We start from the raw sequence: 18,727 nt of genomic DNA, 5'->3' as shown, positions 1-18,727 counted from the left end.
ACCATAGGCTACCACGAGATTGGCAAGGCGCTCTGGGTGTTATGCTCAGAGCTTTGCGGGATACCGCCTTTCTGTTCAGTAATGGACAGAATGCTATCGCTGCACCGTTGAGCAGTAATGGTCAGCAGTGTTCAGCGTAAATGTATCAGCATTCCTGCCATCCTCTGCTCTTGGCTTCCCAACGCCTCTTGCTGTTCAGCGGCAAGGGAGGAGTGGGCAAAACAACCTTGACCTGCGCGCTGGCTCGCCAACTGGCCCAGGTGGATCCCCAGCGCCGTCTGCTCCTGATGTCCACAGATCCCGCCCACTCGTTGGGGGACGTGCTGCAAATCTCGGTTACGGATGTGGCCCAACCCTTGCCGGATCGCCCCAATTTGCAGGTGCGGGCTTTGCAGGCGGAGATTTTGCTGCGGTCTTTTCGGCAAACCTATGGGCCGGCCCTGGAGCTCATTGCCGAGCGGGGCAGTTGGTTTGGCCGAGAGGATCTGCTGCCGATCTGGGATTTGGCGTGGCCGGGGGTGGATGAGCTGATGGCCATTCTGGAGGTCAACCGGCTGCTGGCGAGGGAGGAGGTGGATACGGTCATTCTGGATACGGCCCCCACCGGGCATACCCTGCGGCTGTTGGAGCTGCCCGACTTTTTGGATAATCTTCTGGCTGTGTTTGCCACCTTTCAGGCCAAGCATCGGGAGATCGCCCAAGCCCTGACAGGCACCTATCGACCGGATGAGGCGGATGCGTTTTTGGCCCAGTTGCAGGGGGAACTTGAGGGGGGCAAAGCCCGCTTGACCAATCCGGAGAGCACCTCTGCTTGGCTGGTGATGATCCCGGAGCAGTTGAGCGTGGCGGAAACCCGCCGCTTTTGTCAGCAACTGCAAAACCGCCGCGTGCCCATCGGCGGTCTTCTGGTCAATCAGGTGCTGCTTGCAAGAGAGAATAACAGCCAACCTTCGCTGCCCGCTGCTCTCCCCTCTCCTCTCTACTCGGCGCGGCAACAGGAACAGGGGCGCGTGCTCAAAGCCCTGCAGGAGGAGCTGCCCGGATACTCTATCTGGGTCTGTCCTTATCAACTGCAGGAGCCGGTTGGGTTGGCGGCCCTGGATGAGCTGGTTCAGCAGCTTCGCCCCTTGCCAGAGGTGCTGCTGGAGTTGGAAGGGATCCCAGAGCAAAAAGCAGAGAGCCAAGAGAAGAGAAAGTCTCTCTTCTCCACCCTCTTCCCTTCCTTCAAGGGGATCCCGGCTCTACCGGACTTTTTGGCCCAAGGGATCCGACTGGTGTTGGTGGGGGGCAAAGGGGGTGTGGGCAAGACGACGGTGGCCGGGGCCCTGGCTTGGACCTTGGCCAAGCGCCATCCCGACAAGCAGCTGTTGCTGGTCTCCATCGATCCGGCTCACTCGCTGGGGGATCTGTTTCAGACGAAACTGGGTCAGGATCCCATTCCCCTGCTGCCCAACCTGCTGGGGCAGGAGGTCGATGCGGCGGCGGTGCTGGAGCAATTCCGGCAGGATTACCTGGAGGAGGTGGCGGCCATCTTGGCGGGGGAGGGGACGGCAGGGGTGGAAGTCCAATACGACCCACAGGCGTGGCGGCAACTGCTGCAGATGCCCCCACCCGGCTTGGATGAGGTGATGGCCCTGTTGAGTGTTCTCCGACAGGAGACGAGCGGGCAGTTCGACCTGGTGGTGCTGGACACGGCTCCCACAGGCCATCTCTTGCGGTTTCTGCAGATGCCCCAGGCTCTGGAAGGTTGGGTGAGCTTGGCCCTGAAGCTGTGGCTGAAATATCGGGATGTGGTGGGCAGGTCGGAATGGGCGCAGCGGATGCGGGAGCTTTTGGCCCAGGTGCGGCAGCTTCGGCAGCAGCTCCAGGATCCCCAGTTTGTCACCTTTATCCCCGTCTTTAACCCCGAGCAAGCAGTTCTGGCAGAAACCGAGCGTCTCTTGGCGGAACTGGATGCTTTGGGGATCCCTCATCCCTACGCCGTTCTCAATCGAGTGTGGTTAGAGGATTCTACCCCCTTTGGAGAGGCCCTCCGCCGTCGTCACCAGACTCTTCTGGCCCAGCTCCCCCAGCTATTTTCCCAGCAGGCCATCTTGACCATCCCCTTCCTACATCCTCCCAGCTTGGAGAATATCGGCTCCTACTTGTTCGCTCCTCAGGAGCCCTAACCTAGGGGTAGACCTTGCTCACCCAAAGCGTTATGGATCCCAAGTTGGAAGAACGCGCCCGCGAGCTGCGCACCCTGCTGCAGAAGGCCAGCATTGCCTACTATGTCCACGATGCTCCCATCCTGGAAGACAGCGTTTACGACCGCCTCTACCGCGAGCTGCAAGAGCTGGAGCGGGCTTACCCTGAACTGGTCACCCCCGATAGCCCTACTCAGCGGGTGGGAGAAAAACCTGCAGAGCATTTTCCCACCGTCTTCCACCGCATCCCCCTCTACAGCTTGGAAAACGCTTTCAACCCAGAAGAGCTAGAGGAGTGGCAAGAGCGTCTGCTGCGAGTTTTGGGCCGTGCCCCTGTTCCCGACAGCAGGACAGAGGGAGAGCTGGAATATGTATGTGAGCTGAAGATTGATGGCGCCGCCTTGGCCCTAACCTACATCGAGGGTCTTTTGGAGCGGGGTGCTACTCGGGGGGACGGACAGGCCGGAGAGGACATCACCCCCAACGTGCGCGCCATTCGTTCGATTCCCCTGCGGCTGGCGACAGCAGATCCGCCTCCCGTTTTGGAGGTGCGGGGGGAAGTCTATCTGGCCCTAGCCGAGTTTGAACGGATCAACCAAGAGCGTCGTTCCGCTGGGGATCCCCCCTTTGCCAACCCGCGCAACTGTGCTGCCGGTACCCTGCGGCAGTTGGATAGCCGCGTTGTGGCCGCCCGCAAGCTCAGCTTCTTCGCCTACGCCCTCCACTGGCCGGAGGGATGGCCTGCCGGGGATCCCCCGCAAACCCAGTGGCAGTGTCTGCAGCAGCTCAAGGAATTGGGATTTCCAGTCAACCCCCTTTCCCAGGTCTGTCGGGGCTTGGGAGAAGTGATCCAATTTTATGAGCGATGGCGGGGTGCCCAGCTCCCCTACGCCAGCGACGGGGTGGTGGTGAAATTGAACTCCTTGCGGCTGCAGGAGGAGGCCGGCTTTACGCAAAAATTTCCCCGCTGGGCCATTGCCCTCAAATACCCTGCCCAGGAAGTCCCCACCCGCATCCGCGCCATCGTGGCCAGCGTGGGCCGTACCGGCGCCGTCACTCCAGTGGCAGAGCTGGAGCCGGTTCCTTTGGCCGGCACCCTTGTCAGCCGCGCCAGCCTGCACAATGCCGATCGCCTGCGGGAGCTGGATGTGCACATTGGCGATACTGCCATCGTGCGCAAAGCCGGGGAGATCATCCCGGAGGTGGTCGGGATCCTAAAAGAATTGCGCCCTGCCGACGCTGTTCCCTACAGCCTGCCCAGCCAGTGCCCCGAATGCCACGCCCCTTTGGTTCGTCCCCCTGGCGAAGCCGTGACCCGCTGCCCCAACCCCGAGTGCCCGGCCAAGCTGCGGGGCCAATTGCAGCACTGGGCCAGCCGTGATGCTTTGGATATCGAAGGCTTAGGGGAAAAGCGGGCAGCCCAATTGGTGGAGAGCTTGGGGGTGCGCACCGTAGCCGATCTCTACCGCCTCACCCCAGAGCAGTTGCAGGGCTTGGAGGGGATGGGATCCCGCTCCAGCCAAAAGCTGGTGCAAGCCATTCAGCGCTCTCGTCAACAGCCCTGGGAACGAGTGCTCTACGGGCTGGGGATCCCCCATGTGGGGGTGGTCACCGCCCAGATTTTGGCCGGCCATTTTCCCACCCCTGAGCTTTTGGCCCAAGCCAGCGCAGAAACCATCGCCCAGATCTATGGGATAGGCGCGGAAGTGGCCGAAGCGGTGGTGGCCTGGTTTGCCGAGCCGGCCCATCGTCGCCTGTTGCAGGAGTTGCAGGCGCTAGGGATCCCCGCTCTTCCTCAGCAGGAGAACCCTGCCGTCTCCCAGATCCTGGCCGGGAAAAAATTCGTAATCACCGGCACCTTGCCCACCCTCTCCCGCCAGCAGGCCAAGGCTTGGATTGAGAGTCGGGGGGGCAAAGTCACCGCCAGCGTCAGCCGCCAAACCGACTACGTGGTGGTGGGCTCTGACCCCGGCTCCAAGCTGGAGCAAGCCCAACAACTGGGGATCCCCCTGCTGACCGAAGCGGAGCTGTTGGCGCTGGATCCCACCGTGGAATCCGGTGATCTGCATCCTTGACAGGGTGGATCCCCGAAAAACTTGGGTAGGGTGGGTTGTCTTAGCGGCAGGGATAATTTATGATTCACCTCTAGTGAGGAGTGGACGCCAATAGGGGGAAGCGAACGAAACACGGACAGTTCCTTCCCCTTTTTGGTTACAAAAAGGCGCGGCCACACCTCCAAAAAGTATCCAACTTAACTGAAGGATTCCTTTGCCAGTGCCAGATAAGGTCAACTATGATGGGATCAGCGGAGACGCATGTTTCCGTTCACTCCTCACACCATCTTCCGCTCGGCGTCAAGTCGGGCGGTTTTTCTATAAATCCGTCCAAAGGATGTATGACCATTCCCGATAGCAGCGAAACGGCTCACCCCTTCCATTTCCAGTTTTCCTCCTTGTAAGACACTTGGGGAGAACCGAGGCTGTGGCGTTTGCACGGGTAGCGCAGAGCGCTGGAGAAGCTTATGGTCACTTTGAAGCAAGAATGAAACACCTCCGTTGCATTGCTTCCCAGCTCCCTTTTGAAGATTGGGTGGTCATGGAAGCGGCACGGAGCGCTTGGGAAGTGTCTCAATCCAGTTTGAAATGACTATATCTCCAGTCTTTCCAGTTGATCCCCATGGGAATCTCTTGGCACCCTGCCCCCTTGGGGATCTGGAAACAAGCCCTACGAGCCCAGTGGAGATGCTAGACTAGTAGGTCAGTGAGATTCCACCAACTTCGGCCTCCTTACGCTTTCGCAGCCAATTTGCGACTGGATTGGAAGGTTTAGTTTTCTTCTGGCTTTTGCCGGATTAGGATAGCCAAGAGCAAGCAGCAACGAGGATCCCATGGCCAAATATGACTCCCATCTAAAGTGCTCCTTCTGCAACAAGTCACAGGATCAGGTGCGTAAGTTGATTGCGGGGCCGGGGGTCTACATCTGTGACGAGTGCGTGGAGCTCTGCAACGAGATTTTGGATGAGGAACTCTACGACGGCAACACTCCTCCTGCTGCCGCCCCTGCCGGCGGCCGGCGTGAAGCTCCTAAAAAATCCTCCCGCAGCCTGCCTTCTTTGGCGCAGTTGCCCAAGCCGCAGGAGATCATGCGCTATCTCGACCAATATGTGATTGGCCAAGAAAAAGCTAAGAAGGTTTTGTCGGTGGCGGTTTACAACCACTACAAGCGTCTGGCTGCCAAGGCCAACCCCGGTAGCGTCGGAGTTTCGGAACTGGATGAGGTGGAGCTACAGAAGTCCAACATTTTGATCATTGGCCCCACTGGCTCCGGCAAAACCCTGCTGGCGGAAACCCTGGCTCGCATGTTGGATGTGCCTTTTGCGGTTGCAGATGCTACCACCCTTACGGAAGCTGGCTATGTGGGCGAGGATGTGGAAAACATCCTGTTGCGCCTGCTGCAGGTGGCGGACATGGACGTAGAAGAGGCCCAGCGCGGCATCATCTACATCGACGAAATCGACAAAATTGCCCGCAAAAGCGAGAACCCCTCCATTACCCGCGATGTCTCCGGCGAGGGGGTGCAACAGGCTTTGTTGAAGATGCTGGAAGGGACAATAGCCAACGTGCCTCCCCAGGGAGGGCGCAAGCACCCCTATCAAGACTGCATTCAAATCGACACTTCCAACATCCTCTTCATTTGCGGGGGGGCTTTTGTTGGCCTGGAAAAAGTAATCGAGCAGCGCATCGGCAAGAAATCGATGGGCTTTATCAAGCCAGGAGAGCAATTGTCGGTTAGCCGCGAGCAACGTATGGCCAATGCCCTCAAGGCTTTGGAGCCTGAAGACTTGATCAAGTACGGCATGATTCCCGAATTCACGGGGCGGCTCCCGGTAGTGGCGACTTTGGATCCGCTGGATGAGAAGGCGCTGGAGGCGATCCTGACGCAGCCCAAAAACGCCATTCTCAAGCAGGCGCAGAAGCTGTTGCGCATGGACGGGGTGGAACTGGAGTTTGAACCTGCCGCCATTGCTGCCATTGCCAAAGAGGCTTATCGCCGCAAGACCGGGGCTCGCGCCCTGCGGGCCATTGTGGAAGAGCTAATGCTGGATGTGATGTACGAGGCACCCTCCCGCCGCGACCTAAAGCACATCCGCATCACCGCAGAGATGGTGGAGCGCCGTTCCACCCGCGAGCTCATTCCTCACCCCTCTACGCTGCCCAAGCCCGAGTCGGCCTAGAGTCATCGCCTTTCCGATCCCTGCTGGATGAACTTATGATCTGTTCTTGAAAGAGGGGGCAGGAGAGCACATGGCAGGGACTACGTTCCGCTGGCGCGAACGGCAGCGGGTGGATCGTGAGTATGCGGTGATTGGGCTGGGGCGCTTTGGTTCTAGCTTGGCTCTTACCTTGATGGAGCGAGGGCACAATGTCTTGGGGATCGACCGCAGCCGTGAGATCGTGCAGCGCCTGGCGGATCAGCTGACGCAGGTGGTGGCACTCGATTCCAGCGATGAAGATGCGCTGCGAGCGGTGGATATCCTCTCCTTCGACACGGTGGTGGTGGCCATTGGCAGCGATTTCGAGAGCAATTTGCTGACGACAGTGGCCCTGAAAAGCCTGGGGGTGCGCAATGTGGTCTGTAAGGCTTCGACCGAACGACAACGCTCCATTCTTCTGCGAGTGGGGGCAGATCGGGTGGTGTTGCCGGAGCAAGAGGCAGGGCGCCGTTTGGCTCAGGTGTTGACAGCACCGGGGATCCTAGATCAGCTAGAGCTGGAGCCGGGCTACAGCATTACGGAATTACAGGTGCCGGAGGCGTTGGTGGGCCATACGCTGGCGGAGTCGGATCTGCGTCGCCGCTTCGGCATCACGGTGCTGGTGGTGAAGCGAAAGCAATCGCTGGTGGTCTCTCCCCCCGCAGACTACCTGCTGGAAAAGGGGGATTTGCTGGTGGTTCTGGGGGCCAATACCAACATCTCGCGGCTGAATGAAATGTAGGGAGGGCTCCGATGAGAGAGGGCTCCGTCCCGCTTCCGCCAGAGGAGGGCTCTGAGCGCTTGGTTCCACCGGTACCATCCCGCGCCCGCCACCTGCCGACACCGGGCTCGGCATTGTCTCAGTCCTCTAGGGCCTTTGGGAATCGTCTGCAGTGGTTTTTCGGGGGGGACAGGCGTCGCCCGCTGCCACCGCCATTGCGCCTGGTTGTAGGGTTGGGGCTCTTGGCAGTGGTGGGAACTTTGGTGCTCATGTTGCCGGGGATCGGGCGCGGGGATCCCTTGAGCTGGAATGAGGCGCTGTTTACGGCCATGTCGGCCCTGAGCGTGACGGGGCTCTCGACGATTGTGGCGGCGGAGGATCTCACCCTGTTGGGCCAGATTGTGCTGCTGATCCTGATTCAGATTGGCGGGGTGGGCTTCATGGTGTTGGCGGTGGTGGTGTTTCAATTGATCGGGCGGCGCATTTCCCTCCTCAATCGCTTGGCGCTGTGCAATTCGCTGGGTCTAATCGATCCGGGGGCGATCCTGGAATTGACTCGGCGGGTGCTGCTGGGGGTCACTCTCATTGAGTTGGGGGGGGCTCTGCTGCTCTGGGTGCACTGGCGGGATCTCTATGGGCCGGGGCGGGCAGTTTTTCTGGCTATTTTTCACGCGGTGTCGGCCTTTTGTAATGCAGGATTTGACCTGTTTGGCCGGGAAGGGATCCCTACAGACGGTCTGTCGCTGGCGATTTTGGCCGGTCTGATTTTTATCGGCGGTTTGGGCATCCCAGTTTTGTCGGATTTGTTAACCTGGCCACGGGGCCACCGCCCCTCTCTGCACACCCGGATTACCCTGGGCGTGGTGGTGGTTTTGCTCTGCACGGGCGGCATTGGCTTGTTTTTGGGAGAGAGCTTGCCCGGCGGATCCCTGCTGGAGGTAAGCTGGCCCCACCGCTTGGGCCTGACGTTTTTTCAATCGGTTTCTGCCCGAACGGCTGGGTTTGCCGGGATCCCCATTGAGGATTTGACCCCGGCAAGCCAGTTGCTGCTGATGGCTCTCATGTTTATTGGGGCAGCCCCAGCTTCTATGGGGGGCGGCATGACCACCGGCACCTTGGCGGTGTTGGTGTTGGCCCTCTGGGGCTATGCCCGCGGTTTGCCCAGCGCTCAGATTGCCGGGCGCAGCTTGGATCCCTCCATGGTGCGCAAGGCGGCAGCGGTGTTAACGGTTTCTCTGTTTGTGGTATTGTTGGCGGCTTGGTTGATTTTGCTGACCCACAGTAACAGTAGGTTGGATCCGGTGTTGTTTGAGGTGATCTCCGCCTTTGCCACCTGCGGCCTCTCGACGGGCTTTACCGGGGAGCTCAACTGGTTTGGCCAACTGATCATTGTGCTGGTGATGTTCTGGGGCCGGTTGGGGGCATTGACGATTGTCTTGGCCTTGGCTCAACAACAGCCCCGCCCGTTGGTAACCTACCCTGAAGAGTCGATCCTAATCGGTTAGTCCAGAACTGAGGAGAGAGCAGCCTCCGTTAGACTGAGTAAGGGATCCCTTCGTCCCTCTCGTTACCGGGAGCCATCCGTGTCCAAGTTCCTTTTAATTGGTTCTACTGAGCCCTTCAGCGGTAAGTCGGCTGCCATCTTGGGTTTGGCCAAACACCTGCAGCAGCAAGGGATGAAAGTCACCTATGGGAAGCCCATCGGTTCTTGCGAGCGGGAGGATTGCTCGCTGGAAGGGGGCGATCCGGATATGCGCTTTGTGGCGGAGTCTCTGCGGCTGACGATTGACCAAATGCCGCCGATGCTGCTCCGGCTCAACGAAGAGGCTTTGCTGGCCCAAATGAAGCGAGCTCCCGAGGATCCAGCTCCAGAGTGCCCGGTTGCCCCTCTGTTGGAGTTTGTCCGGCGATCCCCTGCGGATTTGGTGCTGTTGGAAGGCCCAGCCGATCTTTATGAGGGGGAATTGTTTGGCTTGTCGCTGGCCAAGATGGCCCAAGCCCTGAATGCTCCGGTACTGCTGATCAATCGCTACCATTCCCCCTTGGCCGTCGATTCTCTTCTCTTTGTTCATCGCCAACTGGGATCCCATTTGGCAGGCGTGCTGCTGAACGATGTGCCGCCCGACCAGGTGCAACCGGCAAAAACGATCATTCGGCCTTTTTTGGAGGGACAAGGGATCCCGGTCTTGGGCATTTTGCCCTCCCATCGCATTTTGCGCAGCATTAGCGTTGGGGAGTTGGCGCGGCAACTGGATGCTGAGGTGCTCTGCTGCCCGGATCGGATGGACCTGATGGTTGAAGACATTGCGGTAGGGGCGATGAACGTCAACTCGGCCTTGAAGTACTTCCGTAAGCTGGATCACAAGGCGGTGATCACCGGCGGAGACCGCACCGATATTCAACTGGCCGCCCTAGAAACTTCCACCCTCTGCCTGATCTTGACCGGCAAGCTCCCTCTGGATCCCCGCATTCAGTCTCGAGCAGAAGAGCTGGAAGTGCCGATCCTCTCGGTGGATCTGGACACCTTCACCACCATCAACCGCATCGAACGGGTTTTTGGGCAGATTCGCCTGCACGAGGAGGTGAAAGTCCGCTGCATCCAAGAGCTAATGTCAGCGAATTTTGACTTTTCCCGTCTCTATGCTCATTTGGACTTGACACAACCCCTAGTGTCGGCGGTAGGTGCATAAGAAAAGTTATTACTGGCTTCTCTATATTTGGTGTCTAAATAGATATTTCTTCGAGATTGAGCACTATATCTGATCAAGACGAAATAAGCTCAGTTTTGACGCGCTGGTCTCTAGTGTCTGATGCTTTCCAGTATCTGCAATGATTTCTGCAAAAAAACGCAGGGATCTATCGCCGGTTTGGCCTACTCACCGAATTCGAGAGATATCATGCGAGTATTCATCACCTCAACACACCACTCCTCCCCCAGATTTTCTGGGGGTTTTTGTTCGCGCCGTTTTGGCAGAATTTCCCTGTCTCTCTAACCTTACGTCACGTGAGCTGGTGTTGACGAGGTTTATACTACTGATAGTGTAAAGTAAAACTTTCCCGGAACTAGATACACTAAATAGTGGTGCTGGCACGCCCTTGTGCGGTAAGATGCAGTGTCTGTTGTCGAGCCGGGATCCCAAATCTTCCCGTTAGCATCGGATGAGCACCATGACCAAGGTTTCACGGATGCGCAGCCGCAAAGGAGCGCGCCCCAGCCGTCTGGCTGCCTGCCCCCGCAGCGGCATCTTCACGGACGGGGGATGTTCTCCTAACCCGGGGCCAGGGGGATGGGCCGTGGTGGTGGTTCAAGATGATCGGGTTGTGGAAGAGTTTTGGGGAGGGGATCCCGATAGCACCAGCAACCGCATGGAACTGACCGGCTTAATTCGGGCTTTGCGGTATTGCCGTGACACCCAAGGCAACAGCGTGGACACCATCTACAGCGATTCCCACCTCTGCGTGCAAACCTACAACCGTTGGATGTCGCAGTGGGCAGCTCAGGGATGGCGGCGGCGCACAGGCCCGGTGGAAAACCTGGATTTGATCCAGGAACTGTATCGGCTAAAGCAGGAGTGCCCCCAGGTGCGGGTGGTTTGGATCCAGGCTCACGAAGGGTTGCGCTGGAACGAGTACGTGGATGAGTTGGTCGCTCGCGCCCGGCCAAAGTAACAATTTCTACATATTCCGATGTATGAGGCTGCGATCACAGACAGGCTCTGAGTCCATCGCCTATCCTCAAGAGGACGGCTCGTCGCAGGTGTGATATGAAGACCCAACTTCAGTGCCGGTTTCGTCCTCTCTCCCTTACGTTGATGGCGGTGGGGGGCTCTTGGCTTCTGGGATCCTGCCAACTCAGAGGGCCACAGGTACAGTTGCCCGGCGATGTTCTGCCGGAAACCGCGCTGGTTCCCCAGTCGGCGCCCCTGGTGCTGACCTTTTCTACCCAACCGGAAGAATCTTTTCGCACTCACCCTGACCTTTTGGCCCAGTGGGAGAGCTGGACGGCAGAAGCTTTGGCTGAAACCGGCAAGGAGTTCTCTCGGGAAGAGATGCAAGCTTGGGCTGGCGAGCAATTCACGATGGCAGTGGTGATCCCCAATCTGGTGCCCGGAGCTGCCGAGCCGGTGCCTGGGATCCTGTTTGGAGCCAGCACCCGCAACGCTGATTTGTCTGGGCAATTCTTGGCCCAGGTGCGGCAACAGGCAGCAGCAGAAGGGGCCAACTTCGAGCAGCGCCAGGAGCAGGGGGTCACCCTCTATGTGCAAACCAACGGGGAGCCGGGCGAGCGATGGGTAACTGCTGAGTTTGGCAACCGCTTTGTGGCAGTGGCCAACGACCCAAGGGTGATGCAGCAGGCGATTGCTGTGTATCGCGGCGAAGCAGAGCCGATTGGCCGCTCCGAAAGTTTCCGCACCGCTGTTGGCGATCTGTATAAGAGCGGCACGCTGGCCTTTGCCTACTTCAACTTCCAGGCTTTGCAGGAGGATCCCGAATCTTTCAAAGACTGGATGCAGGATCTGGATCCGGCGACGCTGGGATCCCTGCAACCCCTGCGCTCTTTGGCCATGGCTGCCCACTGGCAAGAGCAGGGCCTACGGCTGCGCATGTTGACCCAGACCGATCGGAAAACCCAGGGGCAGGGAGGGTGGCAACCGGCTCGCGGCGAACTTATTCAGCGGCTGCCCGGCAATGCCCTGGCGGTGCTGACCACCCAACAGATCGCCCAGCGCTGGCAAGCCGTTGTGCCTGAGCTGGAGAAAGATCCGCCGGTCAAAGAGTCGTTAGAGGAGCTGCGGGCTGAGTTTCGCGCCAATACTCGCTTGGACTTGGAAAAAGATCTGCTGGCCTGGATGGATGGGGAGATGGCCTTGCTGGTGGCACCTGATGCCCAGGCCCATCCGCTGTTGCAGGGCATGGGAGCAGCCCTGGTGATCGAGACTGGCCAAAAAGACAAGGCCAACGCGGCCCTGACTCAGTTGGATCGGCTGGCCCAAGAATCCGGAGCACGGGTAACGGAAGCCGGTGGGCAGGTGATCTGGGCGGATCCCTTGTTCAACCGACCGCTTCTGGTGCGGGCTTGGGAAGGCAACTACCTGATCGTTACCACCAGCACGGCAGCACTGCAAACGCTTGCCCAACGCCAGGGCAATTTGCTCCCTCGAACTGAGCCGCTGAAGACCCTCTACGATCAGTTGCCCAAGCCCAACTACGGCTACTTTTTGCTGAATTGGCAAGGGATCCGCACAGTGCTGGAGGCTACGCTGCCGGGCGGTTTGGCAAGCTTAGAGCCGGAGGCCCGCGAGCTGCTGACCCGCGTCGATGGGCTGGGCATTACCAGCTACCCTGCCGGGGATCACGCCTTTGGGTTGGAGCTGCTGGTTACTGTGCCACCAAAGCCCCAGCGATAAAACCGTGTCTCACGTTCTTCAGTCTTCCTAGGGGTTGGGGGTGAGGGCTATAGCCGAATTAGGCCATAGGTAAGGGCATAGCGAACCAGCTCGGTGCGGCTGCTGGTGCCCGTCTTGTTCAGCAGGCGGGTCACGTATTTTTCCACGTTGCGCACGCTGGTCTGCAGTTGCTTGGCGATCTCCTTGTTCATCAGCCCTTCTGCCACTTTTTCCAATACCTGTCGCTCGCGCGGCGTGAACTCTACCTTAATGGGTGGGGGCAAGGGAGTTGGGGCGGGGGGCTGAGAGGGACCGGTTGGGGGAAGAGTTCGCTCTGCCAGAAGCGCCCGAATGGAGGCCAGCTCGCGGGCGACCACTTCAGAAGGACTGGCTGCTCGGGAGCGCTCAATGAGATTGGAGACAATGGCCACCAGCTCCTCCGGATCGAAGGGCTTGGGCAGGTAGGCATCGACGCCGGCGCGGTAGCCCTGGATGCGATCGGCGGTCATCCCCTTGGCGGTGAGGAACACCACCGGCAGATGGCTATAGGGCTCCAGTTGCCGCAGTTGGGCCAGGAATTGGTAGCCGTCCATGCCGGGCATCATGATGTCGGAGATGATCAACTGAGGCTGGGCCGTGCTGAGCAGTTGCAGAGCCTGCTGGGCGTTGGCCGCCGGGATCACCTCAAAGCCGCTGTCCTCGAGGTAGGCTTGCACCGCTTCCCGTAAGCCGGGTTCATCATCTACTAGCAGAATGCGGGCTGCTGGACTGGCAGCAGGGGGTTCGGGTTTGGCTGGGGGAGAAGAGGCCATCTGCAGCTCCTGGGTAGCGTTCAAGCGTTTGGCGGCACCTGCCATCCCATATCTCTACAATCTTCCTACTAACCTGTGGGCAATCTCAGGCGAAAACAGGAGCCTTGGGGGGAGCTTTCCACCTGGAGATCTCCGCCCATCCGGGTGGCCAGGTCGCGGCTAATGGCCAACCCCAGCCCCTGCCCTGGCTTAGAAAGATCTGCCCGAAAAAAGGGATCGAAGATCCGCTCCAGGTTCTCAGGGTGGATGCCGGGGCCGTTGTCGCAGACGGCAACGAACACTTCCCATTGCGAAGCAGTTGAGGGATCTTCACCCAGCTCCACCTTCAGCCGGATCTCACCTGGGGGCGGGGTGTACTTGCAGGCGTTGTCGATCAGGTTATCAAGCACCTGCCGCAGGGCACGCGGATCGGCTTGTACAGGGGGTAGGGAAGGGGGCAGGACGGCTTGAAAGTGGTGTCCCTGGGTTTCGGCCAAGGCTTGATAGATGGGAATCCACTCCCGCAGCAGGTCGGCTAAGGAGAGGGGCTGAAGCTGGAGGGGAGCCGGGATCCCGTCCCAACGCTCAAACTCCGCCAACAGCTCCTGTAGATGTTTGCACTCCTGTTCAATGCTGAGGCCAATCCAGTGGTTGCGATCCTCTGGGGGCAAGCGTTTTTGTAATAACTTGGCCAGCGTGCTTAGGGCGGTGAGAGGATTGCGCATTTCGTGAAGCAAAGTGGAAAGCTGCTGGGCAGAGAGAGTGACCCCCTTGACCTTGGGTTCTCCGGCTCCGCAGACGGGTTCAGGCTCTGGGTGGTGTTCAGCAACTTTTCTGGCTCTCGGCATGGATCCAATCCCTAGACTCTCCCGGCGCTGGCAGATCGATCCTAGCCCCATCTTCCCTGGGTTCCGCCACATCAGCGTTGAGACGGTATCGGGATCCCAACCGGGTGGCTTATAGCTGGCGGGGCAGGTAGATGTTGAGAATTTCCCCCCGACGGGCGCGATGGCGCACGGTGAGGTAGCCCCCCAAGGCGCGGAACAAAGTTTGGGTGACGGGAAGGCTGAGGCTTACTGCACCTGTGTCCGGCTGCACGACCAACAACTGCCCAATGGCCTGAGGGGATTTGGGCTCTGCGGCAGCAGCGACGTTGTTGTCCTCAGGGGTGTTGACCTGAAACTGGAGTTTGACCAGTTCCCCTGCGCTGACCAACTGGGCGCGAATGTGGCTGCCAGCCGGGGTGCTGCGGGCAATGCGGTCGACCATGCCGAACAGCACCGCTTCCAGCGCCTTGGGATCGCTGACCACATCCGGCAGCTCATCGGGAATCTCCAGCTCCAGTTGGGATCCCCGCCGTTCCACCTGCTCCTGCCAGCGAGGCAGATTTTGCCGCACCAAGTCCACCAACGCAATGGGCTCTAGCTGGAGCCGACGCCCCTCCCCTGGGGTGGCAGTGGGCATCACCGTTTCCGTGGCCTGGAAGAACAGCCCGAAGCGGTTGATTTGCTCAGTACATTCGCGGTCGATTTTCTCCACGTATTCCCGTACCCGCGGCGGCAGATCGCACCGCTTCAGGATGAGACTGACCAAGGTGCGGATGGTGCTGAGGGGCGTCTGGATCTCGTGGATGAGAGCCCGCAGCAGTTCTGCCTCCGAAAGGCTGTTCTGTTGGCCTTGATCGGCAGGCTGGCTATGGGAAGGGGGAGAGGAAGCTGCCGGGATCCGCCGCTTTTGCTTATCTTCTGGCCGGGTTGTGGGCACAGAGGAGTTCTCCGCCCTGGCAGGGGGTAGGCGAGCGGGCGGGGATCCCGACTCGGCCAAGTTTCCCAGCAGAAGAAGGCTGCTGAAGCGGGCCAGCACCCGCACATGGGGCTCCATCAGGGGATGGTGCTTCATCAACTGCTGCCAGAAGGGCAAGCGATCCGGCCTACCCTGTTGAACCCGCTGCTCCAGGATCTGCCAAGCCCGATGCACCACCTCCGGCTCAAAAGACACCATCATGCCCCTTTGTCGCGTGTGGGGGTGATGCCCTTGGGCGGCCACCACCGAAAAAACAGGGGTGAGCACCAGCAAAAAAGGCTCCTCCACCAGGGGATCCCGCGGCAGGAGAGGGATCACCGTCTGGCCAGGGGTCAGGATTGACTCAGGGGACAGATCGGGGGTAAACAGCCAGGGGGCTTCACGGGCCGGCTCCCGCAGCTTCAGGTTTGGCTCTGGAGCGTCGATGGGCGACGGCAGTTGGGGCAGCGGCTCCCGAACCACCCAGGGGGGCCACCAAGACACCGGCCCACCGATCACCACTCCAAACTGTCCAACCTCTTGCCAGAGCTGGAGCAGAGCTGCCACTGTCTGCTGCCACGAGCGCTCTCCTGCCCCCGGCAACCATTCCGGCAAGGGCAGATCGGCCCACAAAGCTTCCATCAAAGACAGAAATCGGCGGCTGTTCACGGATCCTGCTGACCCATCCTTCCCCTGTAGGGTAACGGCTGTGGCTCCTCTGCGGCAGGGGAAAACCTCACCTTTTCCAGGGCGGATCCCCGTCTTAGCCAGTGATAAGAATCCTCGTCTTGTGAGGCGGCGAGCCGGTCAAATCAGCCTATCCGTCCATCCGGCAGGGTTGCCCCGCGCAAATTGGCCCCGCTGAGGTTGGCTGTGCTCAGATCGGCTCGGGTTAGGATCGCGCTGCCGAGATCGGCATTTTCCAGATTGGTGCGGCCCAAATAGGCGTCCACCAGGTTGGCATACCGCAAATCGGCCCCGGCCAGATTGGCCCGACTCAGATCTGCCCGCGCCAGTTTGGCCGAGCACAGACAACTGGCGGAAAGATCGGCTGCGGCCAGATCCGCCTCGCTCAAGTTGGCCTCTGTCAGATTCACCTGGCGAAGTATCGCCTCCTTCAAGTTGGCCCGCGCCATCTGCGCCCCTTGCAGGTCTGCCCCCAAAAAAGAAACCCCCCTCAGGTCGGTCTCGCTCAGGATGGCTCCCTGCAAACGGGCTTGCTGCAGGCTGGCCCCTTGCAAGTTGGCCTTGATCAAACTGGCCTCTTTTAGGTTGGCCCCGCTCAGGTCGGCCCGTGTCAAATCCGCTCCCGACAGGTTGGCTCCGCTGAGATCAGCGCGGCTAAGATTGGCGTTGCGCAATACCGCTCCCCGGCGGCTATCGAAACGGAGATTAGCCCCCCGCAAGCAAGCTCCCCCCAAGTTGGCACTGGTGAGGTTGGCCCAACGCAAATCCGCATCCAGCAGGTTGGCATCGATCAACAGGGCCAGCGTTAGGTTGGCCCCATGCAAATCTGCCCCTTGTAGGGTGGTGCCGTGCAACTGGGCATCCCTGAGATCCGCCTCGCTCAAGTCCGCCTGGCTGAGGTTGGCCCCCCCGAGGTTAGCCCCGACGAGGTTGGCCTTCTGCAGCTTGGCCCGCCCCAAGAAGGCGAAGATCAAGTTGGCGCTGTGCAGGTCTGCTTGGGAGAGATCCACCCCGATCAAATCGGCCCGGCTCAGGTCGAGGGCGGCCAGGTTTTCGCCCGCAAAGTTGGTTCGTCCTGCCCGGTAAAGCCGGAGCAGATCCTTGGCGTCCATAGATGGAGGGGGGAGAGCTCAGAGAAGCGAGAGGGGATCCAAACTAGCGGCCATTCTAGAAGAAAATCAAGGCGTTTCCCCAACACTCGGCGCGGCTGATCGTGAGTGTTGAACGGGATCCCCGAACAGCGGGCTTGGCTCTCAAACCAGTCCGAACAGACGGCGCTCTGCCTCCTCCATGCGATCCAAGAAAGCAGCAAATTTGGTGGAGATCTCCTCCACTTCGTGCAAAAAAGTGCGCAACGTCTGGTACTTGAGAACCAAGGCTTCCTCTAGAGTGCAGGCTTGAAACTGCTCATCCAACGCCTTGCCCAACTCGCTCAGGGCCTGTTCGATAGCAGCTTTGACAGAGCCGACGCTGCGCCGCACCAAGCGCATCACCTCCTGCTCCAACTGCGGCTTTTGCCGGGCCAGCTCGCTGCTGGCCAAGACTTGTCTCAGGGAAGCATAGGGATCCGCAAGGTTGGTGGGCACCTCAGTGATCGCCTCCGGCAAAGCGTATTCCCCACTGCTGACGTGAGGGGGCTGCACCAAGCGCCACTCCGATTGTTCTAGCTTTTTCACAATCCCCATGAACATCGCAGCGGATCCCTCGACATCCCTCAAGAAGCCGCGCAGCACCTGGTGTTTGAGCGTCAGATATTGGGCGGGATCCTCATCCTGTAGCCCTTCGTCCAGGGCATTGCCCAACTCGCTCAGGGTATTCTCGATGGCAACCATCAGGGATCCGGCGCTGCGATGGAGCAGTTGGCAGCAGGGCTCTGGGAGCTCCTGTTGCAGGTCAGAAGAGGGGGCGGGTGGTGTTGCCGGGGTCGCAAAAGCCGAAAGCTCTGCAGGCTCTTCCTCATCCTCTGGGATCCCAGCGTCAATCCAAGTCATGGAACCGGACAAGGACTCTGTCCTGCCGGCACGAACGGCATCTTCCGTATTCAGCCAATCCAGATTGGCGGAGAGAGGCTCAGCAGCCAATCCTCCGCCGGGGAGGGTCGCTGGGGGCACGTCAACGTAAAGAGGCTTCAGCATCTGCAGCACGGCGTTGGCGGCTTGGCCATCCTGATCCGGCTCCTGCAACTGCTGCACCGCCTCCTTCAGCCGGGTTTCCAGTTCTTGGGGGGAGTGGCAGGCATCGTAAAGGGCTCTGAGCAGTTCGTCCAGGCTGTGGCGTCGCAGGGCGGCCAACCCCTGCAGAGTAGGCTCTATTTTGTGGTACAAAGCCGTGAACAGAACCAGCTTGGCCCGCAAAGGGCTGGTTTGCCGCATCACCCCTGCCCGCAACTCGAAGGGATCGTAGTCTTGCTTTTGCAGTCGTGGGCTTCCATACTCCAAGGACAAGATAGGCGAGGGTGCGGCCCAAGCTGATGGCTCCTTGGTCGAGGGCATGAGTGGGCTAGAGGGATCCGCTTGGGGCTGTTGATACAGGGGCTGTAGCTTGCTTAGCAGCATCTTGGCGATGCGAGCATACTCGGCTTTTTTGTTGATGCGGCTAATGGCATCTCGAAAGCGTTGGCCCAAAGCATCAAGGGTAGCGTGCTGGCGGCAAAGCTGCTCCAGCAGGGCTTTCAGGTCTATTTGGTTCAACTTGCTGACATCGCTTTCCCAAGTGCTGGTGCAGGCAAAGTAAACCAGCTTTTTCACTCGGTCTGCGTACCCGCCCTGCTGCACTTCTTGCACAACAAGGCCAAAGGGATCCGAGACTACCATAGGGAGCTGCCAAGCAGGAGTAGGTGAATTTAAGAGGAACTTTGCGGTTTTTGAACAAGGACGGGTACCTTGCTGGGCAGAATAGCATATCCTTCCCAGGCAGAACCC

13 protein-coding genes and 1 pseudogene are annotated in these 18,727 nt (G+C 59.5%); 9 read left to right on the top strand and 5 right to left on the bottom strand.

Annotated elements, in window-relative coordinates; all coding sequences use genetic code 11:
• The 9 genes and pseudogenes from NW849_RS05810 to NW849_RS05770 all read left to right on the top strand — a co-directional run.
• Positions 1–140 (top strand): annotated as a pseudogene (locus NW849_RS05810) (RNA-guided endonuclease TnpB family protein); the annotation flags it as partial.
• A complete protein-coding gene (locus tag NW849_RS05805; protein WP_414356517.1) occupies positions 141–2,168 on the top strand; it encodes an ArsA family ATPase in 2,028 nt (675 codons plus the stop codon).
• 32 nt (positions 2,169–2,200) lie between these two features.
• Entirely contained in the window at positions 2,201–4,261 is a 2,061-nt protein-coding gene (gene ligA, locus NW849_RS05800; RefSeq protein ID WP_414356520.1) for an NAD-dependent DNA ligase LigA, read from the top strand.
• Positions 4,262–5,073: 812 nt separating this feature from the next.
• A complete protein-coding gene (gene clpX / locus NW849_RS05795; protein WP_414343692.1) occupies positions 5,074–6,420 on the top strand; it encodes an ATP-dependent protease ATP-binding subunit ClpX in 1,347 nt (448 codons plus the stop codon).
• Between the two features lie 70 nt (positions 6,421–6,490).
• The gene (locus tag NW849_RS05790; protein WP_414356515.1) at positions 6,491–7,180 is read left to right on the top strand and encodes a potassium channel family protein; all 690 of its coding nucleotides are present in this window, start codon (positions 6,491–6,493) and stop codon (positions 7,178–7,180) included.
• A 59-nt stretch (positions 7,181–7,239) separates the two neighbouring features.
• A complete protein-coding gene (locus tag NW849_RS05785) occupies positions 7,240–8,664 on the top strand; it encodes a TrkH family potassium uptake protein (protein WP_414356513.1) in 1,425 nt (474 codons plus the stop codon).
• Between the two features lie 78 nt (positions 8,665–8,742).
• On the top strand, positions 8,743–9,849 hold the full coding sequence (locus NW849_RS05780; protein WP_414356511.1) for a phosphotransacetylase family protein: 1,107 nt from the start codon (positions 8,743–8,745) through the stop codon (positions 9,847–9,849).
• 478 nt (positions 9,850–10,327) lie between these two features.
• Positions 10,328–10,828: a ribonuclease H family protein gene (locus NW849_RS05775; protein WP_414356510.1), complete on the top strand. Its 501-nt coding sequence runs from the start codon at positions 10,328–10,330 to the stop codon at positions 10,826–10,828.
• A gap of 95 nt (positions 10,829–10,923) precedes the next feature.
• A complete protein-coding gene (locus NW849_RS05770; RefSeq protein WP_414356508.1) occupies positions 10,924–12,567 on the top strand; it encodes a DUF3352 domain-containing protein in 1,644 nt (547 codons plus the stop codon).
• 47 nt (positions 12,568–12,614) lie between these two features.
• Here NW849_RS05770 and NW849_RS05765 read toward each other — a convergent pair whose 3' ends face one another.
• The 5 genes from NW849_RS05765 to NW849_RS05745 all read right to left on the bottom strand — a co-directional run bounded on the left by NW849_RS05765 (position 12,615) and on the right by NW849_RS05745 (position 18,619).
• Positions 12,615–13,358 carry a response regulator gene (locus NW849_RS05765; protein ID WP_414356519.1) on the bottom strand — a complete coding sequence of 248 codons (744 nt, stop codon included), beginning with the start codon at positions 13,356–13,358 and terminating at the stop codon, positions 12,615–12,617.
• Between the two features lie 68 nt (positions 13,359–13,426).
• Positions 13,427–14,185: a sensor histidine kinase gene (locus NW849_RS05760; RefSeq protein WP_414356506.1), complete on the bottom strand. Its 759-nt coding sequence runs from the start codon at positions 14,183–14,185 to the stop codon at positions 13,427–13,429.
• 109 nt (positions 14,186–14,294) lie between these two features.
• On the bottom strand, positions 14,295–15,788 hold the full coding sequence (locus tag NW849_RS05755; protein WP_414356503.1) for a sensor histidine kinase: 1,494 nt from the start codon (positions 15,786–15,788) through the stop codon (positions 14,295–14,297).
• A 143-nt stretch (positions 15,789–15,931) separates the two neighbouring features.
• Entirely contained in the window at positions 15,932–16,918 is a 987-nt protein-coding gene (locus NW849_RS05750) for a pentapeptide repeat-containing protein (RefSeq protein ID WP_414356500.1), read from the bottom strand.
• A 141-nt stretch (positions 16,919–17,059) separates the two neighbouring features.
• Complete coding sequence (locus NW849_RS05745; RefSeq protein ID WP_414356498.1) at positions 17,060–18,619, bottom strand: hypothetical protein; 1,560 nt, start codon at positions 18,617–18,619, stop codon at positions 17,060–17,062.
• Positions 18,620–18,727: the final 108 nt, after the last annotated feature.

The sequence above is a fragment of the Synechococcus sp. R55.3 genome, assembly GCF_047461975.1.
In the GTDB taxonomy this organism is placed as follows: domain Bacteria; phylum Cyanobacteriota; class Cyanobacteriia; order Thermostichales; family Thermostichaceae; genus Thermostichus.
Note: the sequence above shows the minus strand (reverse complement) of the source record. Positions and strands in the feature narration are given on the sequence as shown.